The organism is Pseudomonas sp. MN1F (assembly GCF_009391885.1).
Classification (GTDB): domain Bacteria; phylum Pseudomonadota; class Gammaproteobacteria; order Pseudomonadales; family Pseudomonadaceae; genus Aquipseudomonas.
Window position 1 is genome coordinate 100,879 of sequence record NZ_VZII01000025.1, and the last position, 26,219, is coordinate 127,097.

The following is a 26,219-nucleotide window of genomic DNA, read 5'->3' on the forward strand; positions in this document are numbered from 1 at the left end:
CCTTAAAGGTAGTTGGCGTTGGCAGCGTCCAGGGTGCCCTGGGCCTGCATGATCAGTTCGCAGAACTCGCGTGCAGCACCTTCGCCGCCGCGTGCCTGGGTTACGCCGTGGGCGTGCTGGCGAACGAACGGCGCGGCGTTGGCCACGGCCATGCCCAGGCCTACCCGGCGGATCACCGGCAGGTCGGGCAGGTCGTCGCCCAGATAGGCGACCTGTTCATAGCTTAGGCCCAGTTCGGCGAGCAGGCCGTCGAGCACGACCAATTTGTCTTCGCGGCCCTGGTAAAGGTGAGGGATGCCGAGGTTCTTCGCCCGGCGCTCCACCACTGGGGTCTTGCGTCCGCTGATGATCGCCGTGGTTACGCCTGCGGCCATGAGCATCTTGATGCCCTGGCCATCAAGGGTGTTGAAGGTCTTGAATTCGCTGCCATCTTCGAGGAAGTACAGGCGGCCATCGGTCAGCACGCCGTCAACGTCGAAAACGGCGAGCTTGATCGCCTTGCCGCGTTGCATGAGATCTTGGGTCATCGGTTCGTTCTCCTTTACATCACGCCGGCGCGCAGCAGGTCGTGCATGTTCAGGGCGCCGGTCGGGCGGTCGTCCTTGTCCACGACCACCAGGGCGCTGATCTTGTGGTCTTCCATGATCTTCAGGGCCTCGGCGGCAAGCATCTCGGCGCGAGCCGTCTTGCCATGTACGGTCATCACCTGATCGATCAGTGTGGAGTGCACGTCGATGTTACGGTCCAGGCTGCGGCGCAGGTCGCCGTCGGTGAAGATCCCGGCCAGCTTGCCATCGCTGCCCACGATCACGGTCATGCCCAAACCTTTGCGGGACATTTCAAGGAGCGCGTCCTTGAGCAGTGTGCCGAGCTGTACCTGGGGCAATTCGTCACCGGCGTGCATGACATGCTCGACCTTGAGCAGCAGGCGGCGGCCCAGGGCACCGCCAGGGTGCGAGAAGGCGAAGTCCTCGGCAGTGAAGCCACGGGCTTCGAGCAGGGCAATGGCCAGCGCGTCGCCCAGCACCAGTGCCGCAGTGGTGGAGGAGGTCGGGGCCAGGTTCAGCGGGCAGGCTTCCTGGGTGACGCTGGCGTCGAGATTGACTTCGGCGGCCTGGGCCAGGGGCGAGTCCGGGTTGCCGGTCAGGCTGATCATCTGGATTCCCAGGCGCTTGATCAGCGGCAGCAGGGTAACGATCTCGGCGGTGCTGCCGGAATTGGACAGGGCCAGGATGACATCGTCGCGGGTGATCATGCCCATGTCGCCATGGCTGGCTTCGGCTGGATGCACGAAGAACGCTGGCGTGCCGGTGCTGGCCAGGGTGGCGGCAATCTTGTTGCCGATATGCCCCGATTTGCCCATGCCGACCACCACGACCCGGCCCTTGCTCGCCAGGATCAGCTCGCAAGCCTTGACGAAATTGGCGTCGATGCGGGCCACCAGGCCTTCAACGGCCTCGAGTTCCAGGCGCAGGGTGCGCTGGGCGGAGTGGATCAGCTCGCTGGATTGGCTCATGTCGAAAAGCAATGCCTGATTAAAAGGCGGCGATTATAGCCGCAATACAAGAAAGCCTCATCCTTTCGATTGCCCTCTTGAAAGACATCAATGCCTGTCATTGGCCTGAACGACCTGTTCCATGCCCTTGGGGGCGTGAGGTCAGCAGTGCTATAGTTCGCCGCTATTCGGCCTGCCAAGGGCGCGTGTGCCTTCACGATGAGGGCCAGCGTCCATTAGTGCGAGGCTGCATTAGCAAGGAGTCTAGATGAGTGTGGATAGCGCCTACGCGGTCGAGTTGAAGGGAGTCACCTTCAAGCGCGGTTCGCGCAGCATTTTCAGCAATGTCGACATCCGTATCCCACGTGGCAAGGTCACCGGGATCATGGGACCGTCGGGTTGCGGCAAGACCACGCTGCTGCGCCTGATGGGCGCGCAGCTTCGGCCGTCGAGCGGTGAAGTGTGGGTGGCCGGGCAGAACCTGCCGAGCCTCTCGCGCAGCGACCTGTTCGACGCACGCAAGCAGATGGGCGTACTGTTCCAGAGCGGTGCGCTGTTCACCGATCTCGATGTGTTCGAGAACGTCGCTTTTCCGTTGCGCGTGCATACCCAGCTTTCGGACGAAATGATCCGTGACATCGTGTTGATGAAACTGCAGGCTGTCGGCCTGCGCGGTGCCATCGACCTGATGCCGGACGAGCTGTCCGGCGGCATGAAGCGCCGGGTGGCGCTGGCCCGGGCGATTGCCCTGGACCCGCAGATCCTGATGTACGACGAACCGTTCGTCGGCCAGGACCCGATTGCCATGGGTGTGCTCGTGCGCTTGATCCGTCTGCTCAACGATGCGCTGGGCATCACCAGCATCGTGGTTTCCCACGACCTCGCCGAAACCGCGAGTATCGCCGATTACATCTATGTGGTTGGTGATGGCCAGGTGCTGGGCCAGGGTACCCCCGACGAGCTGATGGGCTCGGACAATCCGCGCATCCGCCAGTTCATGAAAGGCGACCCGGACGGCCCGGTGCCATTCCACTTTCCCGCGCCTGATTACCGCGCCGATCTGCTGGGGGCGCGGTGATGCGCAGAAAATCCTTACTCGAACGTATCCGCCTGCTCGGGCGCTCGGCGATCGACGTGCTGGCCGTGCTCGGGCGCTCGTGCCTGTTCCTGTTCCATGCGCTGGTCGGCCGTGGCGGCATCGGCGGCGGTTTCCAGTTGCTGACCAAGCAGCTGTACTCGGTGGGTGTGCTGTCGCTGGCGATCATTGTCGTTTCCGGCGTGTTCATCGGCATGGTGCTTGCCCTGCAGGGCTACAGCATCCTGACCAAGTACGGTTCCGAGCAGGCGGTCGGGCAAATGGTCGCCCTGACCCTGCTGCGTGAGCTCGGCCCGGTGGTCACCGCGCTGCTGTTCGCCGGCCGCGCCGGTTCTGCGCTGACCGCCGAAATCGGCAACATGAAGTCCACCGAGCAGCTGTCGAGCCTGGAAATGATCGGCGTCGACCCGCTCAAGTACATTGTCGCGCCACGCTTGTGGGCCGGTTTCATCTCGCTGCCGCTGCTGGCGCTGATCTTCAGCGTGGTCGGCATCTGGGGCGGTTCGTGGGTCGCAGTCGACTGGCTGGGCGTTTACGAAGGCTCGTTCTGGGGCAACATGCAGAACAGCGTTTCCTTTACCGATGACGTGCTCAACGGGCTGATCAAGAGCCTGGTGTTTGCCTTCGTCACGACCTGGATTGCCGTATTCCAGGGCTACGACTGCGAACCCACCTCAGAGGGGATCAGCCGTGCCACCACCAAGACCGTGGTCTATGCCTCGTTGGCAGTGCTGGGTCTGGACTTTATTTTGACCGCCTTGATGTTTGGAGATTTCTGATGCAAAACCGCACCCTGGAAATCGGTGTCGGCCTGTTCCTCCTGGCCGGGATCCTGGCACTGCTGCTGCTGGCCCTGCGTGTCAGCGGGCTGTCGGCCAGCCCGAGCAGCGATACCTATAAAGTTTATGCGTACTTCGACAATATCGCCGGTTTGACGGTCAGAGCTAAAGTGACCATGGCCGGTGTAACGATCGGCAAGGTCTCCGCCATCGATCTGGACCGTGATTCCTACACCGGTCGGGTGACGCTGCAACTGGACAAGTCGGTCAACAACCTGCCGACCGACTCCACTGCTTCGATCCTGACCGCCGGCTTGCTTGGCGAGAAGTACATCGGTATCAGCGTGGGCGGTGAAGAAGACGTGCTCAAGGATGGCTCGACCATCCATGACACGCAGTCGGCGCTGGTGCTGGAAGATCTGATTGGCAAGTTCCTGCTCAACTCCGTTGGCAAGGAACCAAAAGAAGCGCAACCGGCTAATTAAGGAGTTTCCATGATTTCGATCCTGCGACGTGGCTTGCTGGTGCTGCTGGCGGCCTTCCCCCTGATGGCCCTTGCCGCGCAGTCGCCGCACGAGGTGGTTCAAAGCACCACCACCGAGCTGCTCAGCGACCTGAAGGCCAACAAGGAGCAGTACAAGGCCAACCCCAACGCCTTCTACGATGCGCTCAACCGCATCCTCGGCCCGGTGGTCGACGCTGACGGCATCTCGAAAAGCGTCATGACCGTCAAGTACTCGCGCAAGGCCACCCCTGCGCAGATGCAACGCTTCCAGGACAACTTCAAGCGCAGCCTGTTCCAGTTCTATGGCAATGCGCTGCTGGAGTACAACAACCAGGGCATCACCGTCGATCCGGCCAAGGCCGATGACGGCAAGCGCGCCAGCGTCGGCATGAAGGTCACCGGCAACAACGGTGCCGTGTACCCGGTGCAGTACACCCTGGAAAACCTCGGTGGCGAGTGGAAGGTGCGTAACGTCATCGTCAACGGCATCAACGTTGGCAAGCTGTTCCGCGACCAGTTCGCCGATGCCATGCAGCGCAATGGCAACGACCTGGACAAGACCATCGACGGCTGGGCCGGCGAAGTGGCCAAGGCCAAGGAAGCTGCCGACAACTCGCCAGAGAAGACCGTCAAATGAGTGAGGCCGCTGTGACCATGGCCGAGCCGGGCCTGTTGTGCCTGGCCGGCGAACTGGATTACCGCAGCGGGCCGGCCCTGCGCAAGCAGGGCAAGGCACTGATCGGCGCCTGCCGTGAATCGCGTCTGGTGCTGGACTGCTCGGCTGTAGCGCGTTCCACCAGTGTTGGTCTGTCGCTGCTGCTGGCGTTCATCCGTGACGCCCAGGCCGCCGGCAAGGCCGTCGAGGTACGCGGCATGCCTGACGACATGCGGGAAATCGCCGGGGTCTATGACCTCGATGAGGTGCTGGCAAGCTGATGGCTTGGCAGTGATGAGAGGCCCCTCGGTCGCGCGCCCTTTCGTTGGGCTTCGCAGGCGAGGGGCTTTTTTGTATGATGGCCGACCCGTGCGCATCGGGCGCCGATTGAGGTTGAGCATGCAGGCCGTAGAAGTTAAGAGCTTCCTTGAAGAGAAATTGCCGGGATCCCGGGTCGAAGTTGAAGGCGAAGGCTGCAACTTCCAGTTGAACGTGATCAGCGACGAGTTGGCTGGCCTGAGCCCGGTCAAACGTCAGCAGGCGATCTATGCTCACCTGAATCCGTGGATCGCCAATGGCAGCATCCATGCGGTAACCATGAAATTTTTCAGCAGCGCAGCCTGGGCTGAGCGCACCTGAGCCAACTTGGCGGCGAGACACCAATGGACAAACTGATTATTACTGGCGGCGCTCGTCTTGATGGCGAGATCCGTATTTCCGGCGCGAAGAACGCGGCCCTGCCGATCCTGGCGGCGACCCTGCTGGCCGATGGCCCGGTCACCGTGGGCAACCTGCCGCACCTGCACGACATCACCACCATGATCGAGCTGTTCGGGCGCATGGGCATCGAGCCTGTGATCGACGAAAAGCTGGCGGTGGAAATCGACCCGCGCACCATCAAGACCCTGGTAGCCCCTTACGAGCTGGTCAAGACCATGCGCGCCTCGATCCTGGTGCTCGGCCCCATGGTCGCGCGCTTCGGTGAAGCCGAAGTGGCACTGCCAGGTGGCTGCGCCATCGGTTCGCGCCCGGTCGACCTGCACATCCGTGGCCTTGAGGCCATGGGGGCGAAGATCGAAGTCGAAGGCGGCTACATCAAGGCCAAGGCGCCTGAAGGCGGCCTGCGCGGCGCGCACTTCTTCTTCGACACCGTCAGCGTGACCGGTACCGAGAACATCATGATGGCCGCTGCCCTGGCCAAAGGCCGCAGCGTGCTGCAGAACGCCGCGCGCGAGCCTGAAGTGGTCGACCTGGCCAACTTCATCAACGCCATGGGCGGCAAGGTCCAGGGCGCTGGTACCGACACCATCACCATCGATGGTGTCGAGCGCCTGGCTTCGGCCCACTACCGCGTCATGCCTGACCGTATCGAGACGGGCACCTACCTGGTCGCCGCAGCCGTGACCGGCGGTCGCGTCAAGGTCAAGGACACTGACCCGACCATCCTCGAAGCCGTACTGGAGAAGCTCAAGGAAGCGGGCGCCGACCTGACCACCGGTGAAGACTGGATCGAGCTGGACATGCACGGCAAGCGGCCAAAAGCCGTCAACCTGCGCACCGCCCCGTACCCGGCGTTCCCGACCGACATGCAGGCGCAGTTCATCTCGCTGAACGCCATCGCCGAAGGCACTGGCGCGGTCATCGAGACGATCTTCGAAAACCGCTTCATGCACGTGTACGAAATGCACCGCATGGGCGCGCAGATCCAGGTTGAAGGCAATACCGCGATCGTCACCGGCGTGCCGGCACTCAAGGGTGCTCCGGTGATGGCCACCGACCTGCGTGCATCTGCCAGCCTGGTGTTGTCGGCGCTGGTCGCCGAAGGCGATACCCTGATCGACCGCATCTACCACATCGACCGTGGTTACGAGTGCATCGAAGAAAAACTGCAGATGCTCGGCGCGAAAATCCGCCGCGTACCGGGCTAGTTGCCCGCTGGCACACGGACGTGCCATTCGAATTGAATGCGGTCGGGCTGTAGCAGCCCGGCCGGCAGTAGCCGCTTAAGGACCGACGTTCCAATGTTGACCATCGCGCTTTCCAAAGGCCGTATTCTCGACGATACCCTGCCGTTGCTGGCCGAGGCCGGTATCGTGCCGACCGAGAACCCGGACAAGAGCCGCAAGCTGATCATCCCCACCACGCAGGACGACGTGCGCCTGCTGATCGTGCGTGCCACCGACGTGCCGACCTATGTCGAGCATGGTGCCGCCGACCTTGGTGTGGCTGGCAAGGACGTGCTGATGGAGTACGGCGGCCAGGGCCTGTACGAGCCACTGGACCTGCAGATTGCCAAGTGCAAGCTGATGACCGCCGGCGTGGTCGGTGCACCCGAGCCCAAGGGCCGCCTGCGCGTCGCCACCAAGTTCGTCAACGTGGCCAAGCGTTACTACGCCGAACAAGGCCGCCAGGTCGACATCATCAAGCTGTACGGCTCGATGGAGCTGGCGCCGCTGATCAACCTCGCCGACAAGATCATCGACGTGGTCGACACCGGCAACACCCTGCGCGCCAATGGCCTGGAGCCCCAGGACCTGATTGCCACGATCAGCTCGCGCCTGGTCGTCAACAAAGCCTCCATGAAGATGCAGCATGCCCGCATCCAGAGCCTGATCGACACGCTGCGCAAAGCGGTCGAATCGCGACACCGCGGCTGACATCTGCGCGCGGCCTTTGCTGTCGCGCCCGTCTATCCGCGTCATAGCCATTTTTCTCGGGTGCCCGCGCGGATGGACTGGTAGCCTAGGGCGCCTGAGCATTCGCTAATAATCGAGGCCCTCGCCATGACCGTGTCCACTGCAATTGCCCGTCTCAACGCTGCTGATCCGGATTTCGCCCGACATCTGGATCATCTGCTGAGCTGGGAAAGTGTGTCCGATGACGCGGTCAACCAGCGCGTGCTCGACATCATCAAGGCCGTGCGCGAGCGCGGCGACGCCGCGCTGGTGGAATTCACCCAGCGCTTCGACGGTGTTGACGCCAAAAGCATCGATGAGCTGATCCTCGGCCGCGAGCGCCTGGAGCTGGCCCTGACCCGCATCACCGACGCCCAGCGTGAAGCCCTGGAGAAAGCCGCCAACCGCGTTCGCCTGTACCACGAGCGGCAGAAGCAGGACTCCTGGCAGTACACCGAAGCCGACGGCACCGTGCTCGGCCAGAAGGTCACCCCGCTGGACCGTGCCGGCCTGTACGTGCCGGGCGGCAAGGCGTCGTACCCGTCGTCGGTGCTGATGAATGCGATTCCGGCCAAGGTCGCCGGCGTCACCGAAGTGGTGATGGTGGTGCCGACCCCGCGTGGCGAAGTCAACGAGCTGGTGCTGGCCGCGGCCTGCATCGCCGGTGTCGACCGGGTGTTCACCGTCGGTGGCGCCCAGGCCGTTGCCGCCCTGGCCTATGGCACTGAAAGCGTACCGCAGGTAGACAAGATCGTCGGCCCGGGCAACATCTATGTGGCTACCGCCAAGCGCCACGTGTTCGGCCAGGTCGGTATCGACATGATCGCCGGCCCGTCGGAAATCCTCGTGGTGTGCGACGGCCAGACCGACCCGGACTGGATCGCCATGGATCTGTTCTCCCAGGCCGAGCACGACGAAGATGCCCAGGCCATCCTGGTCAGCCCGGATGCTGCGTTCCTCGACCGCGTCGCCGCCAGCATCGACAAGCTGCTGCCGACCATGGAGCGTGCCGAAATCATCGAGAAGTCGATCAACGGCCGTGGTGCGCTGATCCAGGTGCGCGACATGCAGCAGGCCATTGAAGTCGCCAACCGCATCGCCCCCGAGCACCTGGAACTGTCGGTCGCCGACCCGCAGGCCTGGCTGCCGCAGATCCGCCACGCTGGCGCGATCTTCATGGGCCGCCACACCAGCGAAGCACTGGGCGATTACTGCGCCGGCCCCAACCACGTGCTGCCGACTTCCGGCACCGCGCGCTTCTCGTCGCCGCTGGGGGTGTACGACTTCCAGAAGCGCTCGTCGATCATCTTCTGCTCCGAACAGGGCGCATCCGAGCTTGGCCACACCGCTTCGGTCCTGGCCCGTGGCGAATCGCTGACGGCCCACGCCCGCAGTGCTGAATACCGTATCCTGACCCAAGACAAGGGGAACTGAGCATGAGTCGATTCTGGAGCCCCTTCGTCAAGGCGCTGGTGCCTTACGTGCCGGGCGAGCAGCCAAAGCTGGCCCGCCTGGTCAAGCTGAACACCAACGAGAACCCTTATGGCCCGTCGCCCAAGGCGCTGGAAGCCATGCGCGGCGAACTGAACGACAACCTGCGCCTGTATCCGGACCCCAACAGTGACCGGCTCAAGCAGGCAGTGGCCGAGTATTACGGTGTCACCACGGCCCAGGTATTTGTCGGCAACGGTTCGGACGAGGTGCTGGCGCACATCTTCCACGGCCTGTTCCAGCACGATCGCGGGCCGCTGCTGTTCCCGGATGTCAGCTACAGCTTCTATCCGGTCTACTGCGGCCTGTACGGGATCCCGTTCGAGCAGGTGGCGCTGGATGAGCAGTTCCAGATCCGCATCGCCGACTACGCCAAGCCCAACGCCGGCATCATCTTCCCTAACCCCAACGCGCCAACCGGCTGCCTGCTGCCGCTGCAAGCAATCGAGCAGCTGCTGCAAGCCAACCGCGACTCGGTGGTGGTGGTGGATGAAGCCTACATCGACTTTGGCGGCGAAACCGCCATCAGCCTGGTGGAGCGCTACGACAACCTGCTGGTGACCCAGACCCTGTCCAAGTCGCGTTCGCTGGCCGGGCTGCGAGTCGGCCTGGCCGTCGGCCATCCGGACCTGATCGAGGCCCTGGAACGGATCAAGAACAGCTTCAACTCCTATCCGCTCGACCGCATGGCCATCGTCGGTGCAGCGGCGGCGTTCGAAGACCAGGCCTACTTCGAGGAAACCTGCCGCAAGGTTATCGACAGCCGTGAAACGCTGGTCGAGCAGTTGGTGGCAAAGGGCTTCGAAGTGCTGCCCTCGGCGGCCAACTTCATCTTCGCCCGCCACCCGCAGCAGGATGCCGCGCAACTGGCGGCGCGCCTGCGTGAGCAAGGGGTGATCGTGCGCCACTTCAAGCAGGAGCGAATCGCTCAATTCCTGCGTATCACCATCGGCACGCCAGAGATGAACCAGGCGTTGGTCGACGCGCTGAACTGATCGCGGCGAACTGCAGGGGCGAGTGAGCTCGCTCCTGCAGGCTATGCCCCGCACATCAGTTGCTGCTGTCTTCGATGACGAATGCCTTGTTGAGCGGTCGGGTGCGCACCGCGACCGGTGTGTCGTCCAGCACAAGCACGTAATCGTTGGCCTGGCGCATGCCTTCCGGGTCAGTCCATTGCTGTAGGTAGGCCTGTACACTCGCGACTACCTGGCCATTTCTGTGAATGGTCACGGTGCCTTGTGCGTCGCTGTTCCACAGCAACTTGGCCTCGCCTTCAATGGCCCGTGCCTTGCGTACGCCGGTAGCGCCCAGCAGTGGCGTGCCATCGAGCTTCCATTCTGGCAGCAGGTCGAGCCCCATGTGCCTGAGCACGGTTGGGGCCACCGATGTCTGCGCCGCGTAGCCATACAAGTTGTTGGGCCCCGGGTTGTCCTCTGGAATGCTCGGCTGGTTCAACTCTTCGTTCAGCGGCTTGTTGCTGGCAATGAAGACCGTCTTCTCCTGCTCGGTCACGCCACCATGGCCTGAGCCCTGGTAATCACGTCCGTGGTCGGTGCAGACGATTACCAGCCAGTCCTCCTGCGGGTGCTTGTAGGCACGCTCCTCGACTTTGTCCAGCAGGCGCCCCAGCTTGTCATCGGCTTCACGCAGGGCGAACTGGTAGGCCGGGCCGAAGCCACTGGCGTGGCCGGCTTCGTCGGGTTCGTCGAGCTGGATGAAGGTGAGGTCGGCAGGCGTGTTATCGAGGATGTCCAGGGTCCGGGCGGTGACCTGCTCATCGCTCAGGCCGCTTTCGCGCACATTGTTGCCTTGCGCGTCCTCCAGCAGGTAGGCCGTATTGATCGGCGACCAGCTGACGACACTGGAGAGGTAGGCGTTTGGCAGGGCATCACGCAGCCGTTTGAACAGGCTGGGGAACCCAGGGTCGACCCGCAACGATTCGGCATTGGAAATGACCCCATGCTTGTTGGCCCATACGCCGGTGAGCAAGGTCATCCAGCCGGGGCCACTGATGGTCGACTGTTCGCTGGCACGGCCGCTGATACCGCCGGCATAGGCTTTGCCGTAGAACAGGCGCTTCTGCAGGTTGGTCTCGCCGCCCAGTTGTTCATAGTGCTGCAATTGCACACCGTCCATTCCGATGATGAGCGTCTTGGGTTGCATTGGCGGTTGTCTGGCGTCGCACCCTTTGAAGAGCAGGGCGAGCAGCAGGCCGGCGGTTATCAGGGCAGTCAACCGCAATACTTTGAACAGGGACATGGAACGCGCCTTGAGGAAATCGTGCCAAGCGTTGCAACAAGGCGCTCGGCTGGCAACTGGTAGAAATGCCAGTTGAATTGAAGTAAGGAAGGCGTTCCATTAAGCTTTGCGAATTCATCGGATGATTGGTTGAGTGAAATGAGCAGCGAATTGACCAAGCGCTCCCTGGTCGAACTGGCGGTCGAACGCATGCGTGAGCGCATCCTGCAAGCCGACTGGCATGTCGGGCAGCGCCTGCCGACCGAGCCGGAACTGGCGCTGGAGCTGGGCATCAGCCGCAATACCGTGCGTGAAGCCATGCGTGTGCTGGCATTCAGTGGCCTGGTGGAAATCCGCCAGGGTGACGGCAGTTACCTGCGCACCTGCCAGGACCCGCTGCAGGCCGTACAGGCCATGTCACGCTGCACCCTGGAGCAGGCCCGCGAAACACGCCACATCCTCGAATCCGAGGCGATTGGCCTGGCGGCGTTGCGCCGTACCGACGAGGACCTGCAAGGCCTGCGCGCAGCATTGACGGGCAGTGCCGAGCATTTTCACGGCGATGTCGATGCCTATGTCAGCTGTGATCTGGTATTTCACCAACGCCTGATCGACGCCGCGCACAACCCGGCATTGAGTGAGCTGTATCGTTATTTTTCCGGCGTGGTGGCCGCAGCGCTGCAACACAACATGGCGACCGTGCCACGCAGCCAGGCGACCTTCGACCTGCACGGGCAGATTCTCGACGCCATCGAACAACGCGATCCGGAGCGGGCCAAGGCCTTGAGCCGGACCCTCATCGAATCCTGAAGACGAGAAGGCCATGGCTGAACCATTGACCCGAGACGCGCCTGCCCGCGAGCGAGAACTGGAAGAACTGCTGATCGACGCCGAGGCCGACGATGCCCAGGTGCAACAACAACCGCCGGCCCTGCAGCGGCCCTGGCTGTTGCTGCTGGGCCTGGTGCTGGTGGCATTGAACCTGCGCCCGGCGTTGTCGAGCATGGCGCCGGTGCTCGGGCAGGTTTCTGCCGGGCTGGGCCTGAATGCCTCCGAGGCCGGCCTGCTGACCACCTTGCCGGTACTCTGCCTGGGGCTGTTCGCACCACTGGCGCCCGTGCTGGCGCGACGCTTCGGCAGCGAGCGGGTGATCCTGGGCATCCTGCTCACCCTGGCGCTAGGGATCGTGGTGCGCAGCGCCCTGGGGGCTGTCGGCGTGTTCATCGGCAGCGTCATGGCCGGGGCCAGCATCGGCATCATCGGTGTGCTGTTGCCCGGTATCGTCAAGCGCGACTTCCCGCAGCATGCGGGCACCCTGACCGGGGTCTACACCATGGCCCTGTGCCTGGGTGCGGCCATGGCGGCAGGGGCTACCGTGCCGCTGACTCAGCACTTCGATGGCAACTGGGCCCTTGGCCTGGGCTTCTGGATGCTACCGGCGCTGCTGGCCATGCTTGTCTGGTCACCGCAAGCGCGCCAGGGCCACGGCCTGCACAAGGTCGCCTACCGGGTGCGCGGGCTGTGGCGTGACCCGCTGGCGTGGCAGGTAACGCTGTACATGGGGCTGCAATCTTCGCTGGCGTACATCGTCTTTGGCTGGTTGCCGTCGATCCTCATTGGCCGTGGCCTGAGCCCGACCGAAGCCGGCCTGGTGCTGTCTGGCTCGGTCATCGTGCAGTTGATCAGCTCGCTGAGCGCGCCTTGGCTGGCGACCCGCGGCAAGGACCAGCGGCTGGCCATCGTGATCGTGATGCTGGTGACCTTGGCGGGGCTGTTCGGTTGCCTGTATGCCCCCATCGACGGGCTGTGGGGCTGGGCGGTGCTGCTGGGGCTGGGGCAGGGCGGTACTTTTGCCCTGGCGTTGACCTTGATCGTGCTGCGTTCGAAGGATGCCCATGTGGCGGCGAACCTGTCGAGCATGGCGCAGGGGGTGGGTTATACCCTGGCGTCCATGGGCCCGTTTGCGGTTGGCCTGGTGCATGACCTGACCGGCGGCTGGGCGGCGGTGGGCTGGATTTTCGCGGTGCTGGGTGTCGGGGCGATCGTCTTCGGGCTTGGTGCTGGGCGGGCTTTGCATGTGCAGGTGAGCAGCGAAAAACTCTGATCCTGAGGCAGGCACTGGCATATGCCGATGGGGGAGATTATCGTGCAGCTTCCCACACCCAGGACGGATCTGCTTCCATGACTGACGCCAACCGCGACCTGATCACGCGCTTCTACCAGGCCTTCCAGCGCCTGGACGCCGAGGCCATGGTGGCCTGCTACAGCGACGACATCGTCTTCAGCGACCCGGTGTTCGGCACCCTGCGCGGCCGTGACGCAGGTGACATGTGGCGCATGCTCACCACCCGCGCCAAGGATTTCTCGCTGACCTTCGACCAGGTCCGTGCCGACCCGCGCAGCGGCTGCGCGCACTGGGTGGCAACCTACCTGTTCAGCCAGACCGGCCGCACCGTGGTCAACGACATCCAGGCGCGCTTCGTCATTCGCGATGGGCTGATCTGCCAGCATGACGACAGCTTCGACCTGTGGCGCTGGTCGCGTCAGGCGCTGGGAGCACCAGGGCTGTTGCTGGGTTGGTCGCCGATGCTGCAGAACAAGGTGCGCCAGCAGGCTTTCAAAGGGCTGCGCGCGTTCCAGCAGGCGAGCTGAGCGGTTAAGCTGTCGGCCATGAACATCGTCAACGAAATCGCCGAAACCGCCCTGTGCAAACCGTGGTACGTGTACCTGGTGCGGGCTGCCAATGGCTCGCTGTACTGCGGTATCAGTGATGACCCGCAGCGGCGTTTTGCTGCCCATCAGAAAGGCCAGGGGGCCCGCTATTTCAAGACCAGCCCGGCGCAGGCGCTGGTCTATGTCGAGCAGTGGCCGGACAAGGGCGAGGCGCTGCGCCAGGAGCGCCTGGTGAAGAAATTGCGCAAGTCGGCCAAGGAGGCGCTGGTCGCCTCCTATGTGGCCGTCTGATCAGTCCTTGCGGCGCTTGAGCTGATCCACCAGGGTGGTCGGCAGGCCTTTGATGATCAGGGTGCCGGCGGCCTCGTCATACTCCACCTTGTCACCCAGCAGGTGCGCTTCGAAGCTGATCGACAAACCTTCGGCACGCCCGGTGAAGCGGCGGAACTGGTTGAGGGTGCGTTTGTCGGCGGGGATTTCCGGCGACAGGCCGTAGTCCTTGTTGCGGATGTGGTCGTAGAACGCCTTCGGGCGCTCCTCGTCGATCAGGCTCGACAGCTCTTCCAGGGTCACCGGTTCACCCAGCTTGGTCTGGGTGGTGGCGTACTCGACCAGGGTCTGGGTCTTCTCGCGGGCGGCTTCTTCAGGCAGGTCTTCGCTTTCGACGAAGTCGCTGAAGGCCTTGAGCAACGTGCGCGTCTCGCCCGGGCCGTCGACGCCTTCCTGGCAGCCGATGAAGTCACGGAAGTAGTCCGACACCTTCTTGCCGTTCTTGCCCTTGATGAACGAGATGTACTGCTTGGAGTTCTGGTTGTTCTTCCACTCGGACAGGTTGATACGCGCCGCCAGGTGCAGCTGGCCAAGGTCGAGGTGGCGCGACGGTGTCACGTCCAGCTCGGCGTTCACCGCCACGCCTTCGCTGTGGTGCAGCAGGGCGATCGCCAGGTAGTCGGTCATGCCTTGCTGGTAGTGGGCAAACAGGATGTGGCCGCCGGTGGAGAGGTTGGACTCTTCCATCAGCTTTTGCAGGTGCTCGACCGCTACCCGGCTGAACGCGGCGAAGTCTTTTTCGTCTTCCAGGTACTGTTTCAACCAGCCGCTCAGCGGGTATGCACCGGACTCGCCGTGGAAGAAGCCCCAGGCCTTGCCTTGCTTGGCGTTGTAGCTGTCGTTGAGGTCGGCCAGCAGGTTTTCGATGGCGTCCGATGCGCCCAGCTCGGTATCCCGTGCATGGAGCACGGCGGGGCTGCCATCGGGCTTCTTGTCGATCAGGTGAACGATGCAATGACGGATTGGCATGGAATTCTCGGTGAGTCTGGGGCGGCCATAGGCCGCGCTGCAAAAGTCGTCCAGTTTACCCCAGACAACAGGCGCTGCAGTGGCCGGATGTTGGCAGAAATGCCGGTTGTTCGTTTTTTGTTCAAAATTGTGGGCTTTCGGCTAAAACCCCCGAAAAACCTGCACTAAATCGAAGCGGGTAGCGGATATTTATCCATTCCTGTGTTAGCTTTGCGCCGTCTTGCGCACCTTGTGTGGCGCATTGCTGGCAGCGTGCTCATACCGTGTCGAACCAAACGCCGATTTGCGCATCTACATGCGCGATTGGCGCGGCCCTCCAGAACTCAGGGGCTGGCCCGATAACGTCGTAGAACGCTGCATAACCACTGAATTAGATAGGGAAGGAACACCACCATGGCATTGACCAAAGACCAACTGATTGCCGATATCGCTGAAGCCATCGACGCGCCAAAAACCACCGCTCGTAACGCGCTGGAGCAGCTGGGCCAGATCGTTGCCGACCAACTGGAAAACGGTGCTGAAATCACCCTGCCAGGCATCGGCAAGCTGAAAGTCTCCGAGCGTCCTGCCCGTACCGGCCGTAACCCTTCGACTGGCGCTGCCATCGAAATCGCTGCCAAGAAAGTCGTCAAGTTCGTTCCGGCCAAAGGCCTGACCGACGCCGTCAACAAGTAATCTGTTGACGCATTGACGAAACCGCGCCCGGCTTGCCCGGGCGCGGTTTTTTCATGCCTGCGATTTGCGCCGGGCGTGCCAGGCCTGGCGTGCGCTGTCGTCGTGGAAGCTCCAGGCGACCATGCGGCTCTGCTTCTGGCCCTGGCCCATCTCGGCGATGCGCACGGCCTTGGCGCCGGCCTTCTTCAACGCCGCCTCGATGCCAGGCAGGTTGCTGGCCTTGGACACCAGGCTGGTGAACCACAGCACCTGCTGTGCGTACTGCGCGCTTTCGTCGACCAGCTGGGTGACGAAGCGGATCTCGCCGCCCTCGCACCACAGTTCGTTGTTCTGCCCGCCGAAGTTGAGCACCGGCAGCTTGCGCTTGGGGTCTTGCTTGCCGAGGTTCTTCCACTTGCGCTGGCTGCCACGGGTGGCCTCTTCGCGTGAGGCATGGAAGGGCGGGTTGCACAGGGTCAGGTCGAAGCGCTCATCCTCTTGCAGCAAGCCGCTGAGGATGTGCTTGCGGTTGGCTTGCTGGCGCAGGCTGATGCCCTTGCTCAAACCGTTGGCCTGGACGATGGCCTTGGCCGAGGCCAGCGCCACCGGGTCGATGTCCGAGCCAAGGAAGCGCCAACGGTAATCGCTATGGCCGAGCAGCGGGTAGATGCAGTTGGCGCCTACGCCGATATCCAGCGCACGAACCTGGGCCCCTCTGGGCACCTCGCCAGCGTTGTCCTCGGCTAGCAGGTCGGCGGCCACATGGATGTAATCGGCGCGGCCGGGGATTGGCGGGCACAGGTAATCGGCAGGGATGTCCCAGTGCTGGATACCGTATTGGGCCTTGAGCAGGGCACGGTTGAACACCCGCACGGCTTCAGGGTTGGCGAAGTCGATGCTGGGTTTGCCGTGGGGGTTGGTGATGGTGAAGCGGGCCAGATCAGGGTGGGCCTTGATCAGGCTGGGGAAGTCGTAGCGGCCCTGGTGGCGGTTGCGCGGGTGCAGGGTGGGTTTGTCGGTCATGGTAGGGTCCTGAAAAAGCTTCGCCGGCAAGTCGGCTCCCACAGGACGGTACCGTACCTGTAGGAGCCGGCTTGCCGGCGATGGGCCTTAGCTGCGCTTTAGATTACAGCGCTGCAATCCGCGCATGCTGCTCGGTGAAGTTGGCCAGGGCCTGCTCGGACTCGGCCAGCTTAGCGCGCTCCTTCTCGATCACCGCAGGCGGTGCCTTGTCGACGAAGGCGGCGTTGGACAGCTTGCCGCCCACGCGCTGGACTTCACCTTGCAGACGCTGGATTTCCTTGCTCAGGCGAGCCAGCTCGGCGTCCTTGTCGATCAGGCCAGCCATCGGCACCAGCACCTGCAGGTCGCCAACCAGTGCGGTCGCCGACAGCGGTGCTTCGTCGGCATCGCCGAGCACGGTGAACGATTCGACCTTGGCCAGCTTCTTCAGCAGGGCTTCGTTTTCCTGCAGGCGACGCTGGTCGTCGGCGTTGGCGTTCTTCAGGAACAGCGGCAGTGGCTTGCCCGGGCCGATGTTCATCTCGGCGCGGATGTTGCGCAGGCCGACCATCAGCTCCTTGAGCCACTCGATATCACCTTCTGCGGCGGCATCGATGCGGCTTTCATTGGCCACCGGCCATGGCTGCAGCATGATGGTCTTGCCTTCGATGCCGGCCAGCGGCGCGATGCGCTGCCAGATTTCTTCGGTGATGAACGGCATGAACGGATGCGCCAGGCGCAGTGCCACTTCCAGCACGCGCACCAAGGTGCGACGGGTGCCACGGGCGCGCTCGACCGGGGCGTTCTCGTCCCACAGTACCGGCTTGGACAGCTCCAGGTACCAGTCGCAATACTGGTTCCAGATGAACTCGTACAGCGCCTGGCTGGCCAGGTCGAAGCGGAACTGCTCGAGCTGGCGGGTCACTTCGGCTTCGGTGCGCTGCAGCTGCGAGATGATCCAGCGGTCAGCCAGCGACAGCTCGTAGGCTTCGCCGTTCTGGCCGCAGTCCTCGCCCTTGTCCAGCACGTAGCGGGCGGCGTTCCAGATCTTGTTGCAGAAGTTGCGGTAGCCTTCGACGCGGCCCATGTCGAACTTGATGTCGCGGCCGGTGGAAGCCAGCGAGCAGAAGGTGAAGCGCAAGGCGTCGGTGCCGTAGCTGGCGATGCCTTCCGGGAACTCGGCCTTGGTCTGCTTGGCGATCTTCTCGGCAAGCTTGGGCTGCATCATGCCGCTGGTGCGTTTTTCCAGCAGGGCATCGAGGGTGATGCCGTCGACGATGTCCAGCGGGTCGAGCACGTTACCCTTGGACTTGGACATCTTCTGGCCTTGGCCATCGCGTACCAGGCCGTGCACGTACACGGTCTTGAACGGTACCTGCGGGGTGCCGTCTTCGTTCTTGATCAGGTGCATGGTCAGCATGATCATGCGCGCAACCCAGAAGAAGATGATGTCGAAGCCGGTCACCAGCACGTCGGTGCTGTGGAACTTCTTGAGGAACTCGGTCTGCTCCGGCCAGCCCAGGGTGGAGAAGGTCCACAGGCCCGAGCTGAACCAGGTGTCGAGCACGTCGTCGTCCTGGCGCAGTTTCACATCGGCACCGAGGTTGTGCTTGCTGCGCACTTCTTCCTCGTTGCGGCCGACATAGACCTGGCCGGCCTCGTCGTACCAGGCCGGGATGCGGTGGCCCCACCACAGCTGGCGGCTGATGCACCAGTCCTGGATGTCACGCATCCAGGAGAAGTACATGTTCTCGTACTGCTTGGGCACGAACTGGATGCGGCCATCTTCCACGGCTTCGATGGCAGGTTCTGCCAGCGGCTTGGTCGAGACGTACCACTGGTCGGTCAGCCATGGCTCGATGACGGTGCCCGAACGGTCGCCTTTCGGCACTTTCAGGGCGTGATCGTCGATGCTCACCAGCAGGCCCTGGGCGTCCAGGTCGGCAACGATCTGCTTGCGCGCGACGAAGCGGTCGAGGCCGGCGTACTGGGCAGGCAGGCTGGTATCGAGCTGCTCGTTGACGCTGCCGTCGAGGTTGAAAGCCTGGGCGGCAGGCAGCACCAGGGCGTTCTTGTCGAAGATGTTCAGCAGCGGCAGGTTGTGGCGCTTGCCGACTTCGTAGTCGTTGAAGTCGTGGGCCGGGGTGATCTTCACGCAGCCGGTGCCGAACTCCGGGTCGCAGTAGTCGTCGGCGATGATCGGGATGCGGCGGCCGACCAGCGGCAGTTCGACGAACTTGCCGATCAGGGCCTGGTAGCGCTCGTCGGTCGGGTTGACGGCAACGGCGGCGTCACCCAGCAGGGTTTCCGGACGGGTGGTGGCGACTACCAGGTAGTCCTTGCCTTCAGCGGTCTTGGCGCCGTCGGCCAGCGGGTAGCGCAGGTTCCACAGGTGGCCTTTTTCGTCGTGGTTTTCCACTTCGAGGTCGGAAATGGCCGTGTGCAGTTTGGTGTCCCAGTTGACCAGGCGCTTGCCGCGGTAGATCAGGCCGTCTTCGTGCAGGCGTACGAAGGCTTCTTTAACGGCTTCGGACAGGCCGTCGTCCATGGTGAAGCGCTCGCGGCTCCAGTCGACCGACGAACCCAGGCGGCGGATCTGGCGGCTGATGTTGCCACCCGATTGATCCTTCCATTCCCAGACTTTTTCCAGGAACTTCTCACGGCCCAGGTCGTGACGGTTCTGGCCCTTGGCTTCGAGCTGGCGTTCGACCAGCATCTGCGTGGCGATACCGGCGTGGTCGGTACCTGGCTGCCACAGGGTGTCGCGGCCCTGCATGCGGCGGAAACGGATCAGGGCGTCCATGATCGCGTTGTTGAAGCCGTGGCCCATGTGCAGGCTGCCCGTCACGTTCGGTGGCGGGATCATGATGGTGTAGGACTCACCTGCACCTTGTGGAGCGAAATAGTTTTCGGACTCCCAGGTGTTGTACCAGGAAGTTTCGATGGCGTGCGGCTGGTAGGTCTTATCCATGCGCGGCGGGACCCTGTGCATTTATTCGGGAAAGCCGAAAAGTATAACGAAGGCACGGGGTTTAGGCGACAGGGGCGGACAGAAGACCGCGAATTGCTGTTGCAGCGGCCTGGTGGCGCGAAAAGGGCGCAAAGCGCCCTCAAGGTTTACTCGGAACGCTTGATCAACCGCTCGATCCGAGCATCCAGGCGGCGCTTGATCTCGTTCTCGATATGCGGGGTAAAGTCGTTGATCACGTCCTGCATGATCATCTGCGCGGCAGCGCGCAACTCGCTCTCCAGGTGCAACAGCGTGTCCTGGCGGCGGGTCTGCGGATCATCCTCGGGCTCAGCGGCCACAGGCTCGGCTTCAGGCGCAGGCGCCGTGTTACCGGCGGGCACATCGAGCAACAACGGAATCTGCTCGACGGTTTCGGTCAGCAAGGGCGGCTGCAGGTCGGCATCGCCGAGCAATTGGCGAATCGACTCCAGATCGTCCAGCAGATGAGCGGAATCGGGTAGGGCGGAAGGCTTGTCCATCGTCGTTAAAGTCGCTGTAAGCGGTGGTCTTGCAGAGCATAGCCCTGTTCACGGTAGAAACGGAACCGCTCGCGAGCCGATTGGCGGATGCCGGGCTCCTCGACAACGATCTCGGCAACCCGCTCGAACTGGCCGACGAACCCCGGCACACCGGCACCCAGGTTGATCAGCAGGTCACGGTGCTCGCCGGCATCGTCGGCAAGGCCCAAGGCTACCGTGGCATCCGCGTGGGCTTCGGCCAGGTCGTGCGGCACAAAGGTTTCGCCCTTGAAGCGCCACAGGCGTTGATCCAGTTCGGCACGCTGTTCGGCGTCCTGGCAATGCAGGTAGACCCGGTGGCCAAGGCGCCAGGCCTTCTCGCACAGCTTGCAGGCGAAATCCAGCCGCGCCGACAGCGAGTCGGTGGGCAGGATATAGAAATCGACTTTGCTCATGGTGTGCTCTGCCAGCCAGCGACGCCAGGGGCGCCGCCGGCTTCACGGCATCAGGCGCCAGCGCGGTCGAGCAGGTACTGGGTCAGCAGCGGGACCGGGCGACCGGTAGCGCCCTTGTCCTTGCCGCCACTGATCCAGGCCGTGCCGGCAATGTCCATGTGCGCCCAGTTGTAGGCCTTGGCGAAGCGCGACAGGAAGCAGCCAGCGGTGATGGTGCCGGCCTTTGGCCCACCGATGTTGCCCATGTCGGCGAACGGGCTGTCCAGTTGCTCCTGGTACTCGTCGAACAGCGGCAACTGCCAGGCACGGTCATCGGCACGTTTGCCGGCGTCGAGCAGTTGGCCGACCAGCTCGTCGTTGTTGCCCATCAGGCCCGACGTGTGGCTGCCCAGGGCGACGATGCAGGCGCCGGTCAGGGTGGCGATGTCGATCACCGCCTGCGGCTTGAAGCGCTCGGCGTAGGTCAGGGTGTCGCACAGCACCAGGCGGCCTTCGGCGTCGGTGTTGAGGATTTCGACGGTCTGGCCACTCATGGTGGTGACGATGTCGCCCGGACGGGTGGCGCCGCCGCTCGGCATGTTCTCGGCGCAGGCCAGCAGGCACACCAGGTTGATCGGCAGTTGCAGTTCGAGGACGGCGCGCAGGGTGCCGAACACGCTGGCGGCGCCGCACATGTCGTATTTCATTTCATCCATGCCGGCGCCTGGCTTGAGGCTGATGCCGCCGGTATCGAAGGTGATGCCCTTGCCCACCAGCACGAACGGCTTGTCGGCCTTCTTGCCGCCCTGGTAGTTGAGCACGATCAGGCGTGGCGGCTGGTCGCTGCCCTGGCCCACGGCATAGAACGCGCCCATGCCCAGGTCCTTGATCTTCTTCTCGTCCAGCACTTCGACCTTCAGGCCCTTGTGGGCCTTGCCCAGTTCCTTGGCCTGCTCGGCCAGGTAGCTTGGGTGGCACAGGTTAGGCGGCAGGTTGCCCAGGTCGCGGGTGAAGGCCATGCCGGTGGCGATGGCGCTGGCGTGCTTGACGGCGCGCTCGACCTCGGCTAGGCCGGCCTTGTCGGCCAGCAGGGTGACCTTCTTCAGGGCGCGCGGTTCAGCCTTCTGGCTCTTGAAGCGGTCGAACACATATTCGCCGTCGAGCAGGGTCTCGGCCAGCAGGCGGTATTTGCCGTAATGGGCGTCACGGTTGCTGACCGCGATGTCGTCCAGGGCCAGCACGGCATCGCCGCCGTTCAGGCCCTTGAGCACGCCGGCCACGCTGGCGACCAGTTTGCGCCATGCGCGGTCACCGAGGGCTTCGTCCTTGCCGCTGCCGACCAGCAGCACGCGCTCGGCCTTCAGGCCCGGCACGTTCTGCAGCAACAGGGTCTGGCCAGGCTTGCCGGCCAGGTCGCCACGCTTGAGCACTGCGCTGATGGCGCCTTCACAGGCTTGGTCGACGGCCTTGGCAGCGGTACCGAGCTTGCGCCCTTCACCGACCGGTACGACCAGAGTGGCGGTTTTTACGGATGCAGCAGCTACGCTTTTTACAACCAGTTCCATGTCAGGGTCCCCGAATGATCTATGCAGTTGGCGCTATGCGTTTTCGCGCTCTGGACGGGCCTGGCCGCGTTGCCGCGTGCCAGTGGAAAAGCTGCCAGTTTGAGCCTCCCGCAAGCGTGCTGACAACCCCGATGTTGGCCTTCATGCGCCGCCAAGTGACAGGCGCGGCCAATCACAGGATAATGCGCGCACTTTACATGGAGGTTCGCCCTAGGCGAACCGGCTTTGGTCCTGGCTGTCACAGGCCAATGTTTGGCAGTCCGCCCCTGACAACCCAGGAGTGTCTGGTTTGATCGTCTTTCGTTATCTGTCCCGCGAGGTCCTGGTGACCTTGAGCGCCGTCAGCGCCGTGCTGCTGGTGATCATCATGAGCGGGCGCTTCATCAAGTACCTGGCCCAGGCGGCCCAGGGCATTCTCGACCCGGGTGTGCTGTTCCTGATCATGGGCTTCCGCATGCCAGGCTTCCTGCAGCTGATTCTGCCGCTGGGCCTGTTCCTCGGCATTCTCCTGGCCTACGGCCGGCTGTACCTGGAAAGCGAAATGACCGTGCTTTCGGCGACCGGCATGAGCCAGCAGCGTCTGCTGGGCCTGACCATGGCGCCGGCGGCGCTGGTCGCCCTGCTGGTTGCCTGGCTGAGCCTGAGCCTGTCACCGTTGGGCGTTGCCCAGGTGCAGAAGATCGTCGCCCAACAGGACGCCATGACCGAGTTCGACACCCTGGTGCCGGGCCGCTTCCAGACCCTGCGCGATGGTTCGCGGGTCACCTACACCGAGCAGCTGTCGGACGACCGCGTCAAGCTGGCCGGGGTGTTCATTTCCGAGAAGCGCTTCAACCAGGACAAGACCAAGGACCGTGCGCCTTCGGTACTGGTCGCCGAACGAGGCCACCAGGAAATACAGGCCGATGGCAATCGCTACCTGGTGCTGGAGAACGGCTACCGCTACGACGGTAACCCGGGCCAGGCCGATTACCGTGCCATCAAGTACGACACCTATGGTGTCTTGCTGCCCAAGCCTGAAGTAGCCGAAGACGTGACCGATCGCGAAGCGATCCCGACCCTTGAGCTGTTCGGCAAGACCGACCTGCGCGAGCGTGCCGAGCTGCAGTGGCGCCTGTCGCTGCCGATCCTGGTGTTCATCGTGACCTTGATGGCAGTGCCACTGTCCAGGGTCAACCCGCGGCAGGGCCGCTTCCTCAAGCTGCTGCCGGCAATTCTTCTGTACATGGCTTACCTGACAATGCTGATTTCCGTACGCGGCGCCCTGGAGAAGGGCAAATTGCCGATTGGCCTGGGCATCTGGTGGGTGCACGGCCTGTTCATGCTGATTGGCCTGGCCCTGATGTACTGGGAGCCGCTGCGCCTGAAAATGGCTGCCCGTCGTGCGGAGGTGGCCCATGGTTAAGCTCGACCGCTACATCGGCATGAGCGTGCTGCTGGCCATCCTGGCCGTGCTGGGGATCATCCTCGGCCTGGCCTCGCTGTTTGCCTTCATCGACGAGATGGGCGAACTGAGCGATACCTACACCTTGCTGGACGCGGGTAATTTCGTCCTGCTGACAGCACCTCGGCGCCTGTACGAAATGCTGCCGATGGCGGCGCTGATTGGCTGCCTGATCGGCCTGGGCAGCCTGGCCAGCAACAGTGAGCTGACCATCATGCGCGCCGCCGGTGTTTCCATCGGGCGCATCGTCTGGGCGGTGATGAAGCCGATGCTGGTGCTGATGCTGGTCGGCGTGCTGATTGGCGAATACGTTGCCCCGGTGACCGAGAACAAGGCCCAGGCCGACCGTTCCCTGGCCCAGGGTGGTGGTGAAGCGCAAAGCTCCAGGCATGGCATGTGGCACCGTCAGGGCGAGGAGTTCGTGCACATCAACTCCGTGCAGCCCAATGGCCTGCTGCTGGGTGTGACCCGCTACACCTTCGACAGCGAGCGCAAGATCCAGACCTCGAGCTTTGCCCGGCGTGCCCAGTACAACGACGACCACTGGACGCTCAGCGACATCAATACCACCTTCTTCCGTGGCGACCACACCGAAGTGGTGAAGACGCCGACCGAGCGCTGGGACGTTTCGCTGACCCCGCAACTGCTCAATACCGTGATCATGGCCCCTGAGTCGTTGTCGATCACCGGGCTGTGGGACTACATCCACTACCTGTCCGACCAGGGCCTGAACAACGCCCGTTACTGGCTGGCGTTCTGGACCAAGGTGATGCAGCCGCTGGTGACCGCAGCGCTGGTGCTGATGGCGATTTCCTTCATCTTCGGCCCACTGCGTTCGGTTACCCTCGGCCAGCGCGTGTTCACCGGTGTGCTGGTGGGCTTCGCGTTCCGCATCGGTCAGGACCTGCTTGGCCCGTCGAGCCAGGTGTTCGGCTTCCCGCCGCTGCTGGCGGTGGTGATCCCGGCGGGCATCTGCGCCTTGGCTGGCGTGTGGTTGTTGCGTCGGGCTGGTTGACGGCTTGAGCAGCTGAAAAAGCCGACCCGAGGGTCGGCTTTTTCGTGCCTACTTTTTCTGCTTCGGCAACCGCACCAGTTGGGTTTCCGAATAGATGTCGTGCCAGCCGCGTTTGCGCTTGTCGATCAGCGACCAGAAGAACCCGAGCCCCAGGCACAGCCAGGAAGCAATCGACACCACGAAGCGCAACAGTGCCTGCCACAGGCTGATGGCGCTGCCATCGGCGTTCTGCACGCGCACGCCCCACACCTGCATGCCCAGGGTCTGGCCGCCATGGGTCCAGAACTTGGCAAAGAAGCCGAACAGGGCGAACAGTAGAACGGTCGACAGCAGCGGGTCGCCATCCAGCGCGCCGGTTTCGGTCAGTTCACGCATGCGCGTTTCGCCGATGATAGCCATCTGGATCAACTTGTAGGCACCGGCGGTGACGATCAGCAGCGCCGTGCACAGCAAAAAGTCGTAGAACATCGCCGCCAGGCGTCGGCCGAGGCCGACCGGTGGGAAATCTCCCTGGGGGGAGAGCAGAGGCTTGGACATGCAGAACAGCTCCGAATGGCGAAGCCACTATTCTACGGGCAAAAAAAAGCCCCTGCACATGGCAGGGGCTTTTTAGGAGTCTGGCTTGTGCTTAGACAGGCTGGACTTTGTCAGCCTGCATGCCTTTCTGGCCTTGGACTGCTTCGAAGGTGACCTTCTGGCCTTCTTTCAGGCTCTTGAAGCCGTTACCTTCGATGGCACGGAAGTGCACGAACAGATCCGGACCGCTTTCTGGGGTGATGAAACCGTAACCTTTTTCGTCATTGAACCACTTGACGGTACCGTTCTGACGCTCAGCCATTGTCTTATTTCCTATGAAGCTTAAATTTTGATGACAGTTTCTTTCACGTTATATATGAGTGAAAGAGTACTGGGCTGGGTTGCAGGAAAGTAAGAGACGTCGAACGGGTTGTAGCAAATCTCGGCTACTGGCCCAGGTCACGAACTGTTGCGACCCATGCAAACACAGTGCGTTGACTCTACGCCAACTCCCGCGAAAAAAACAAGCCCTTGGTCGTATAGAAAATTGGCGTTTTGCCGATAACCGACAAATTTGTCGGAAACGGCGTGGCGCCTGGCCTGGCGCCATGTTCAAAAGTTATTGGGCAGGTTCGAAATCGAATATGTGCAGCCTGCCCGCAAACCTCAGGCCGTGCTTTCAACCCCGGTAGTAACGCTGTGCAACGAAAGGCATTTTACTGACTTTCAAGGCAACCTTCTTGCCGCGTACCAAGGCAAACAGAGCGGTGTCGATTGCACTGTGTTCGATATCGACATAGCCCATCGCAACAGGGGCGCCGAGTGTCGGGCCGAAACCGCCGCTGCAGACTTTGCCCACAGTTTTATCGAACGCATCAACAATATCCGCACCTTCACGTACGGGCGTACGTTCTTGTGGCAACAGGCCCACCCGTTTGCGCGCTACGCCTTGTTGCTGCTGAGCAAATACCGCCTCGGCACCCGGGAAGCCACCGGCACGGCCACCGTCGGCGCGACGGACCTTGGAGATTGCCCAGAGCAGGCTGGCTTCGATCGGCGTAGTGGTGGTGTCCATGTCGTGGCCATACAGGCACAGGCCGGCTTCCAGGCGTAGCGAGTCGCGGGCACCCAGGCCGATAGGCTGCACCTCAGGCTCGGTCAGCAGGCGACGCGCCAGGGCTTCGGCAGCGCCGACTGGCACCGAGATCTCGTAGC

General features: G+C 62.9%; 29 protein-coding genes. 17 read left to right on the forward strand and 12 right to left on the reverse strand.

Annotated features, from left to right (window positions below; translation table 11 throughout):
• Positions 1–2 precede the first annotated feature (2 nt).
• Entirely contained in the window at positions 3–527 is a 525-nt protein-coding gene (locus F6X59_RS14205) for an HAD family hydrolase (protein ID WP_152956744.1), read from the reverse strand.
• A gap of 14 nt (positions 528–541) precedes the next feature.
• A complete protein-coding gene (locus F6X59_RS14210) occupies positions 542–1,516 on the reverse strand; it encodes an SIS domain-containing protein (protein WP_152956745.1) in 975 nt (324 codons plus the stop codon).
• 247 nt (positions 1,517–1,763) lie between these two features.
• Here F6X59_RS14210 and F6X59_RS14215 point away from each other — a divergent pair, with 247 nt between their 5' ends.
• The 10 genes from F6X59_RS14215 (at position 1,764) to hisC (ending at position 9,691) form a co-directional block, all read left to right on the forward strand.
• Positions 1,764–2,573: an ATP-binding cassette domain-containing protein gene (locus F6X59_RS14215; protein WP_043213285.1), complete on the forward strand. Its 810-nt coding sequence runs from the start codon at positions 1,764–1,766 to the stop codon at positions 2,571–2,573.
• Entirely contained in the window at positions 2,573–3,370 is a 798-nt protein-coding gene (gene mlaE / locus F6X59_RS14220; protein WP_152956746.1) for a lipid asymmetry maintenance ABC transporter permease subunit MlaE, read from the forward strand. Before F6X59_RS14215 ends, mlaE begins: the two co-directional genes overlap by 1 nt.
• The gene (gene mlaD, locus F6X59_RS14225) at positions 3,370–3,855 is read left to right on the forward strand and encodes an outer membrane lipid asymmetry maintenance protein MlaD (protein ID WP_152956747.1); all 486 of its coding nucleotides are present in this window, start codon (positions 3,370–3,372) and stop codon (positions 3,853–3,855) included. The genes mlaE and mlaD overlap by 1 nt, the downstream gene beginning before the upstream one ends.
• A gap of 9 nt (positions 3,856–3,864) precedes the next feature.
• Positions 3,865–4,512, forward strand: coding sequence for a phospholipid-binding protein MlaC (locus F6X59_RS14230; protein WP_152956748.1), 648 nt, complete (start codon positions 3,865–3,867; stop codon positions 4,510–4,512).
• Positions 4,509–4,811, forward strand: coding sequence for a lipid asymmetry maintenance protein MlaB (locus tag F6X59_RS14235; RefSeq protein WP_152956749.1), 303 nt, complete (start codon positions 4,509–4,511; stop codon positions 4,809–4,811). The genes F6X59_RS14230 and F6X59_RS14235 overlap by 4 nt, the downstream gene beginning before the upstream one ends.
• A gap of 118 nt (positions 4,812–4,929) precedes the next feature.
• On the forward strand, positions 4,930–5,169 hold the full coding sequence (locus tag F6X59_RS14240) for a BolA family protein (RefSeq protein WP_003255121.1): 240 nt from the start codon (positions 4,930–4,932) through the stop codon (positions 5,167–5,169).
• 23 nt (positions 5,170–5,192) lie between these two features.
• Positions 5,193–6,458, forward strand: a complete 1,266-nt coding sequence (gene murA / locus F6X59_RS14245) for a UDP-N-acetylglucosamine 1-carboxyvinyltransferase (RefSeq protein ID WP_054885959.1) — start codon at positions 5,193–5,195, stop codon at positions 6,456–6,458.
• A gap of 93 nt (positions 6,459–6,551) precedes the next feature.
• Positions 6,552–7,187 carry an ATP phosphoribosyltransferase gene (hisG, locus tag F6X59_RS14250; RefSeq protein WP_103445556.1) on the forward strand — a complete coding sequence of 212 codons (636 nt, stop codon included), beginning with the start codon at positions 6,552–6,554 and terminating at the stop codon, positions 7,185–7,187.
• A 126-nt stretch (positions 7,188–7,313) separates the two neighbouring features.
• Positions 7,314–8,639, forward strand: coding sequence for a histidinol dehydrogenase (gene hisD, locus F6X59_RS14255; RefSeq protein ID WP_152956750.1), 1,326 nt, complete (start codon positions 7,314–7,316; stop codon positions 8,637–8,639).
• 2 nt (positions 8,640–8,641) lie between these two features.
• A complete protein-coding gene (gene hisC, locus F6X59_RS14260) occupies positions 8,642–9,691 on the forward strand; it encodes a histidinol-phosphate transaminase (RefSeq protein ID WP_152956751.1) in 1,050 nt (349 codons plus the stop codon).
• Between the two features lie 55 nt (positions 9,692–9,746).
• On the opposite strand, the gene F6X59_RS14265 is transcribed toward hisC, so the two are convergent.
• On the reverse strand, positions 9,747–10,937 hold the full coding sequence (locus F6X59_RS14265; protein ID WP_152956774.1) for an alkaline phosphatase family protein: 1,191 nt from the start codon (positions 10,935–10,937) through the stop codon (positions 9,747–9,749).
• A gap of 156 nt (positions 10,938–11,093) precedes the next feature.
• On the opposite strand from F6X59_RS14265, the gene F6X59_RS14270 reads away from it, so the two are divergent.
• The 4 genes from F6X59_RS14270 (at position 11,094) to F6X59_RS14285 (ending at position 13,898) form a co-directional block, all read left to right on the forward strand.
• A complete protein-coding gene (locus F6X59_RS14270) occupies positions 11,094–11,744 on the forward strand; it encodes a FadR/GntR family transcriptional regulator (RefSeq protein ID WP_152956752.1) in 651 nt (216 codons plus the stop codon).
• A gap of 13 nt (positions 11,745–11,757) precedes the next feature.
• A complete protein-coding gene (locus tag F6X59_RS14275; RefSeq protein ID WP_152956753.1) occupies positions 11,758–13,038 on the forward strand; it encodes an MFS transporter in 1,281 nt (426 codons plus the stop codon).
• Positions 13,039–13,115: 77 nt separating this feature from the next.
• Positions 13,116–13,586: a nuclear transport factor 2 family protein gene (locus F6X59_RS14280; protein WP_152956754.1), complete on the forward strand. Its 471-nt coding sequence runs from the start codon at positions 13,116–13,118 to the stop codon at positions 13,584–13,586.
• 18 nt (positions 13,587–13,604) lie between these two features.
• A complete protein-coding gene (locus tag F6X59_RS14285) occupies positions 13,605–13,898 on the forward strand; it encodes a GIY-YIG nuclease family protein (RefSeq protein ID WP_152956755.1) in 294 nt (97 codons plus the stop codon).
• Here F6X59_RS14285 and yejK read toward each other — a convergent pair whose 3' ends face one another.
• A complete protein-coding gene (yejK, locus tag F6X59_RS14290) occupies positions 13,899–14,906 on the reverse strand; it encodes a nucleoid-associated protein YejK (RefSeq protein ID WP_152956756.1) in 1,008 nt (335 codons plus the stop codon).
• Between the two features lie 393 nt (positions 14,907–15,299).
• Between yejK and F6X59_RS14295 the strand changes: the two genes are divergently transcribed.
• Positions 15,300–15,581 carry an HU family DNA-binding protein gene (locus F6X59_RS14295; protein ID WP_027920195.1) on the forward strand — a complete coding sequence of 94 codons (282 nt, stop codon included), beginning with the start codon at positions 15,300–15,302 and terminating at the stop codon, positions 15,579–15,581.
• A gap of 51 nt (positions 15,582–15,632) precedes the next feature.
• On the opposite strand, the gene rlmF is transcribed toward F6X59_RS14295, so the two are convergent.
• From rlmF to F6X59_RS14320, 5 genes are all read right to left on the reverse strand, one after another.
• Positions 15,633–16,583, reverse strand: a complete 951-nt coding sequence (gene rlmF, locus F6X59_RS14300; protein ID WP_152956757.1) for a 23S rRNA (adenine(1618)-N(6))-methyltransferase RlmF — start codon at positions 16,581–16,583, stop codon at positions 15,633–15,635.
• A 103-nt stretch (positions 16,584–16,686) separates the two neighbouring features.
• Entirely contained in the window at positions 16,687–19,533 is a 2,847-nt protein-coding gene (locus F6X59_RS14305; protein ID WP_152956758.1) for a valine--tRNA ligase, read from the reverse strand.
• 146 nt (positions 19,534–19,679) lie between these two features.
• Entirely contained in the window at positions 19,680–20,051 is a 372-nt protein-coding gene (locus F6X59_RS14310) for a DNA polymerase III subunit chi (RefSeq protein WP_152956759.1), read from the reverse strand.
• Between the two features lie 5 nt (positions 20,052–20,056).
• Positions 20,057–20,485, reverse strand: coding sequence for a DNA polymerase III subunit chi (locus F6X59_RS14315; protein ID WP_152956760.1), 429 nt, complete (start codon positions 20,483–20,485; stop codon positions 20,057–20,059).
• A 50-nt stretch (positions 20,486–20,535) separates the two neighbouring features.
• Positions 20,536–22,029: a leucyl aminopeptidase gene (locus F6X59_RS14320; protein WP_152956761.1), complete on the reverse strand. Its 1,494-nt coding sequence runs from the start codon at positions 22,027–22,029 to the stop codon at positions 20,536–20,538.
• A gap of 289 nt (positions 22,030–22,318) precedes the next feature.
• Here F6X59_RS14320 and lptF point away from each other — a divergent pair, with 289 nt between their 5' ends.
• Positions 22,319–23,434: an LPS export ABC transporter permease LptF gene (gene lptF, locus F6X59_RS14325; RefSeq protein ID WP_152956762.1), complete on the forward strand. Its 1,116-nt coding sequence runs from the start codon at positions 22,319–22,321 to the stop codon at positions 23,432–23,434.
• Positions 23,427–24,488, forward strand: a complete 1,062-nt coding sequence (gene lptG, locus F6X59_RS14330; RefSeq protein ID WP_152956763.1) for an LPS export ABC transporter permease LptG — start codon at positions 23,427–23,429, stop codon at positions 24,486–24,488. Before lptF ends, lptG begins: the two co-directional genes overlap by 8 nt.
• 48 nt (positions 24,489–24,536) lie before the next feature.
• On the opposite strand, the gene F6X59_RS14335 is transcribed toward lptG, so the two are convergent.
• The 3 genes from F6X59_RS14335 to F6X59_RS14345 form a co-directional block, all read right to left on the reverse strand.
• The gene (locus F6X59_RS14335) at positions 24,537–25,025 is read right to left on the reverse strand and encodes an RDD family protein (protein WP_152956764.1); all 489 of its coding nucleotides are present in this window, start codon (positions 25,023–25,025) and stop codon (positions 24,537–24,539) included.
• A gap of 91 nt (positions 25,026–25,116) precedes the next feature.
• Positions 25,117–25,326: a cold-shock protein gene (locus tag F6X59_RS14340; RefSeq protein WP_016392187.1), complete on the reverse strand. Its 210-nt coding sequence runs from the start codon at positions 25,324–25,326 to the stop codon at positions 25,117–25,119.
• A gap of 357 nt (positions 25,327–25,683) precedes the next feature.
• Positions 25,684–26,219: glycine cleavage T C-terminal barrel domain-containing protein (locus F6X59_RS14345; protein WP_306109983.1), on the reverse strand; the 536-nt coding region annotated here is incomplete at its 5' end.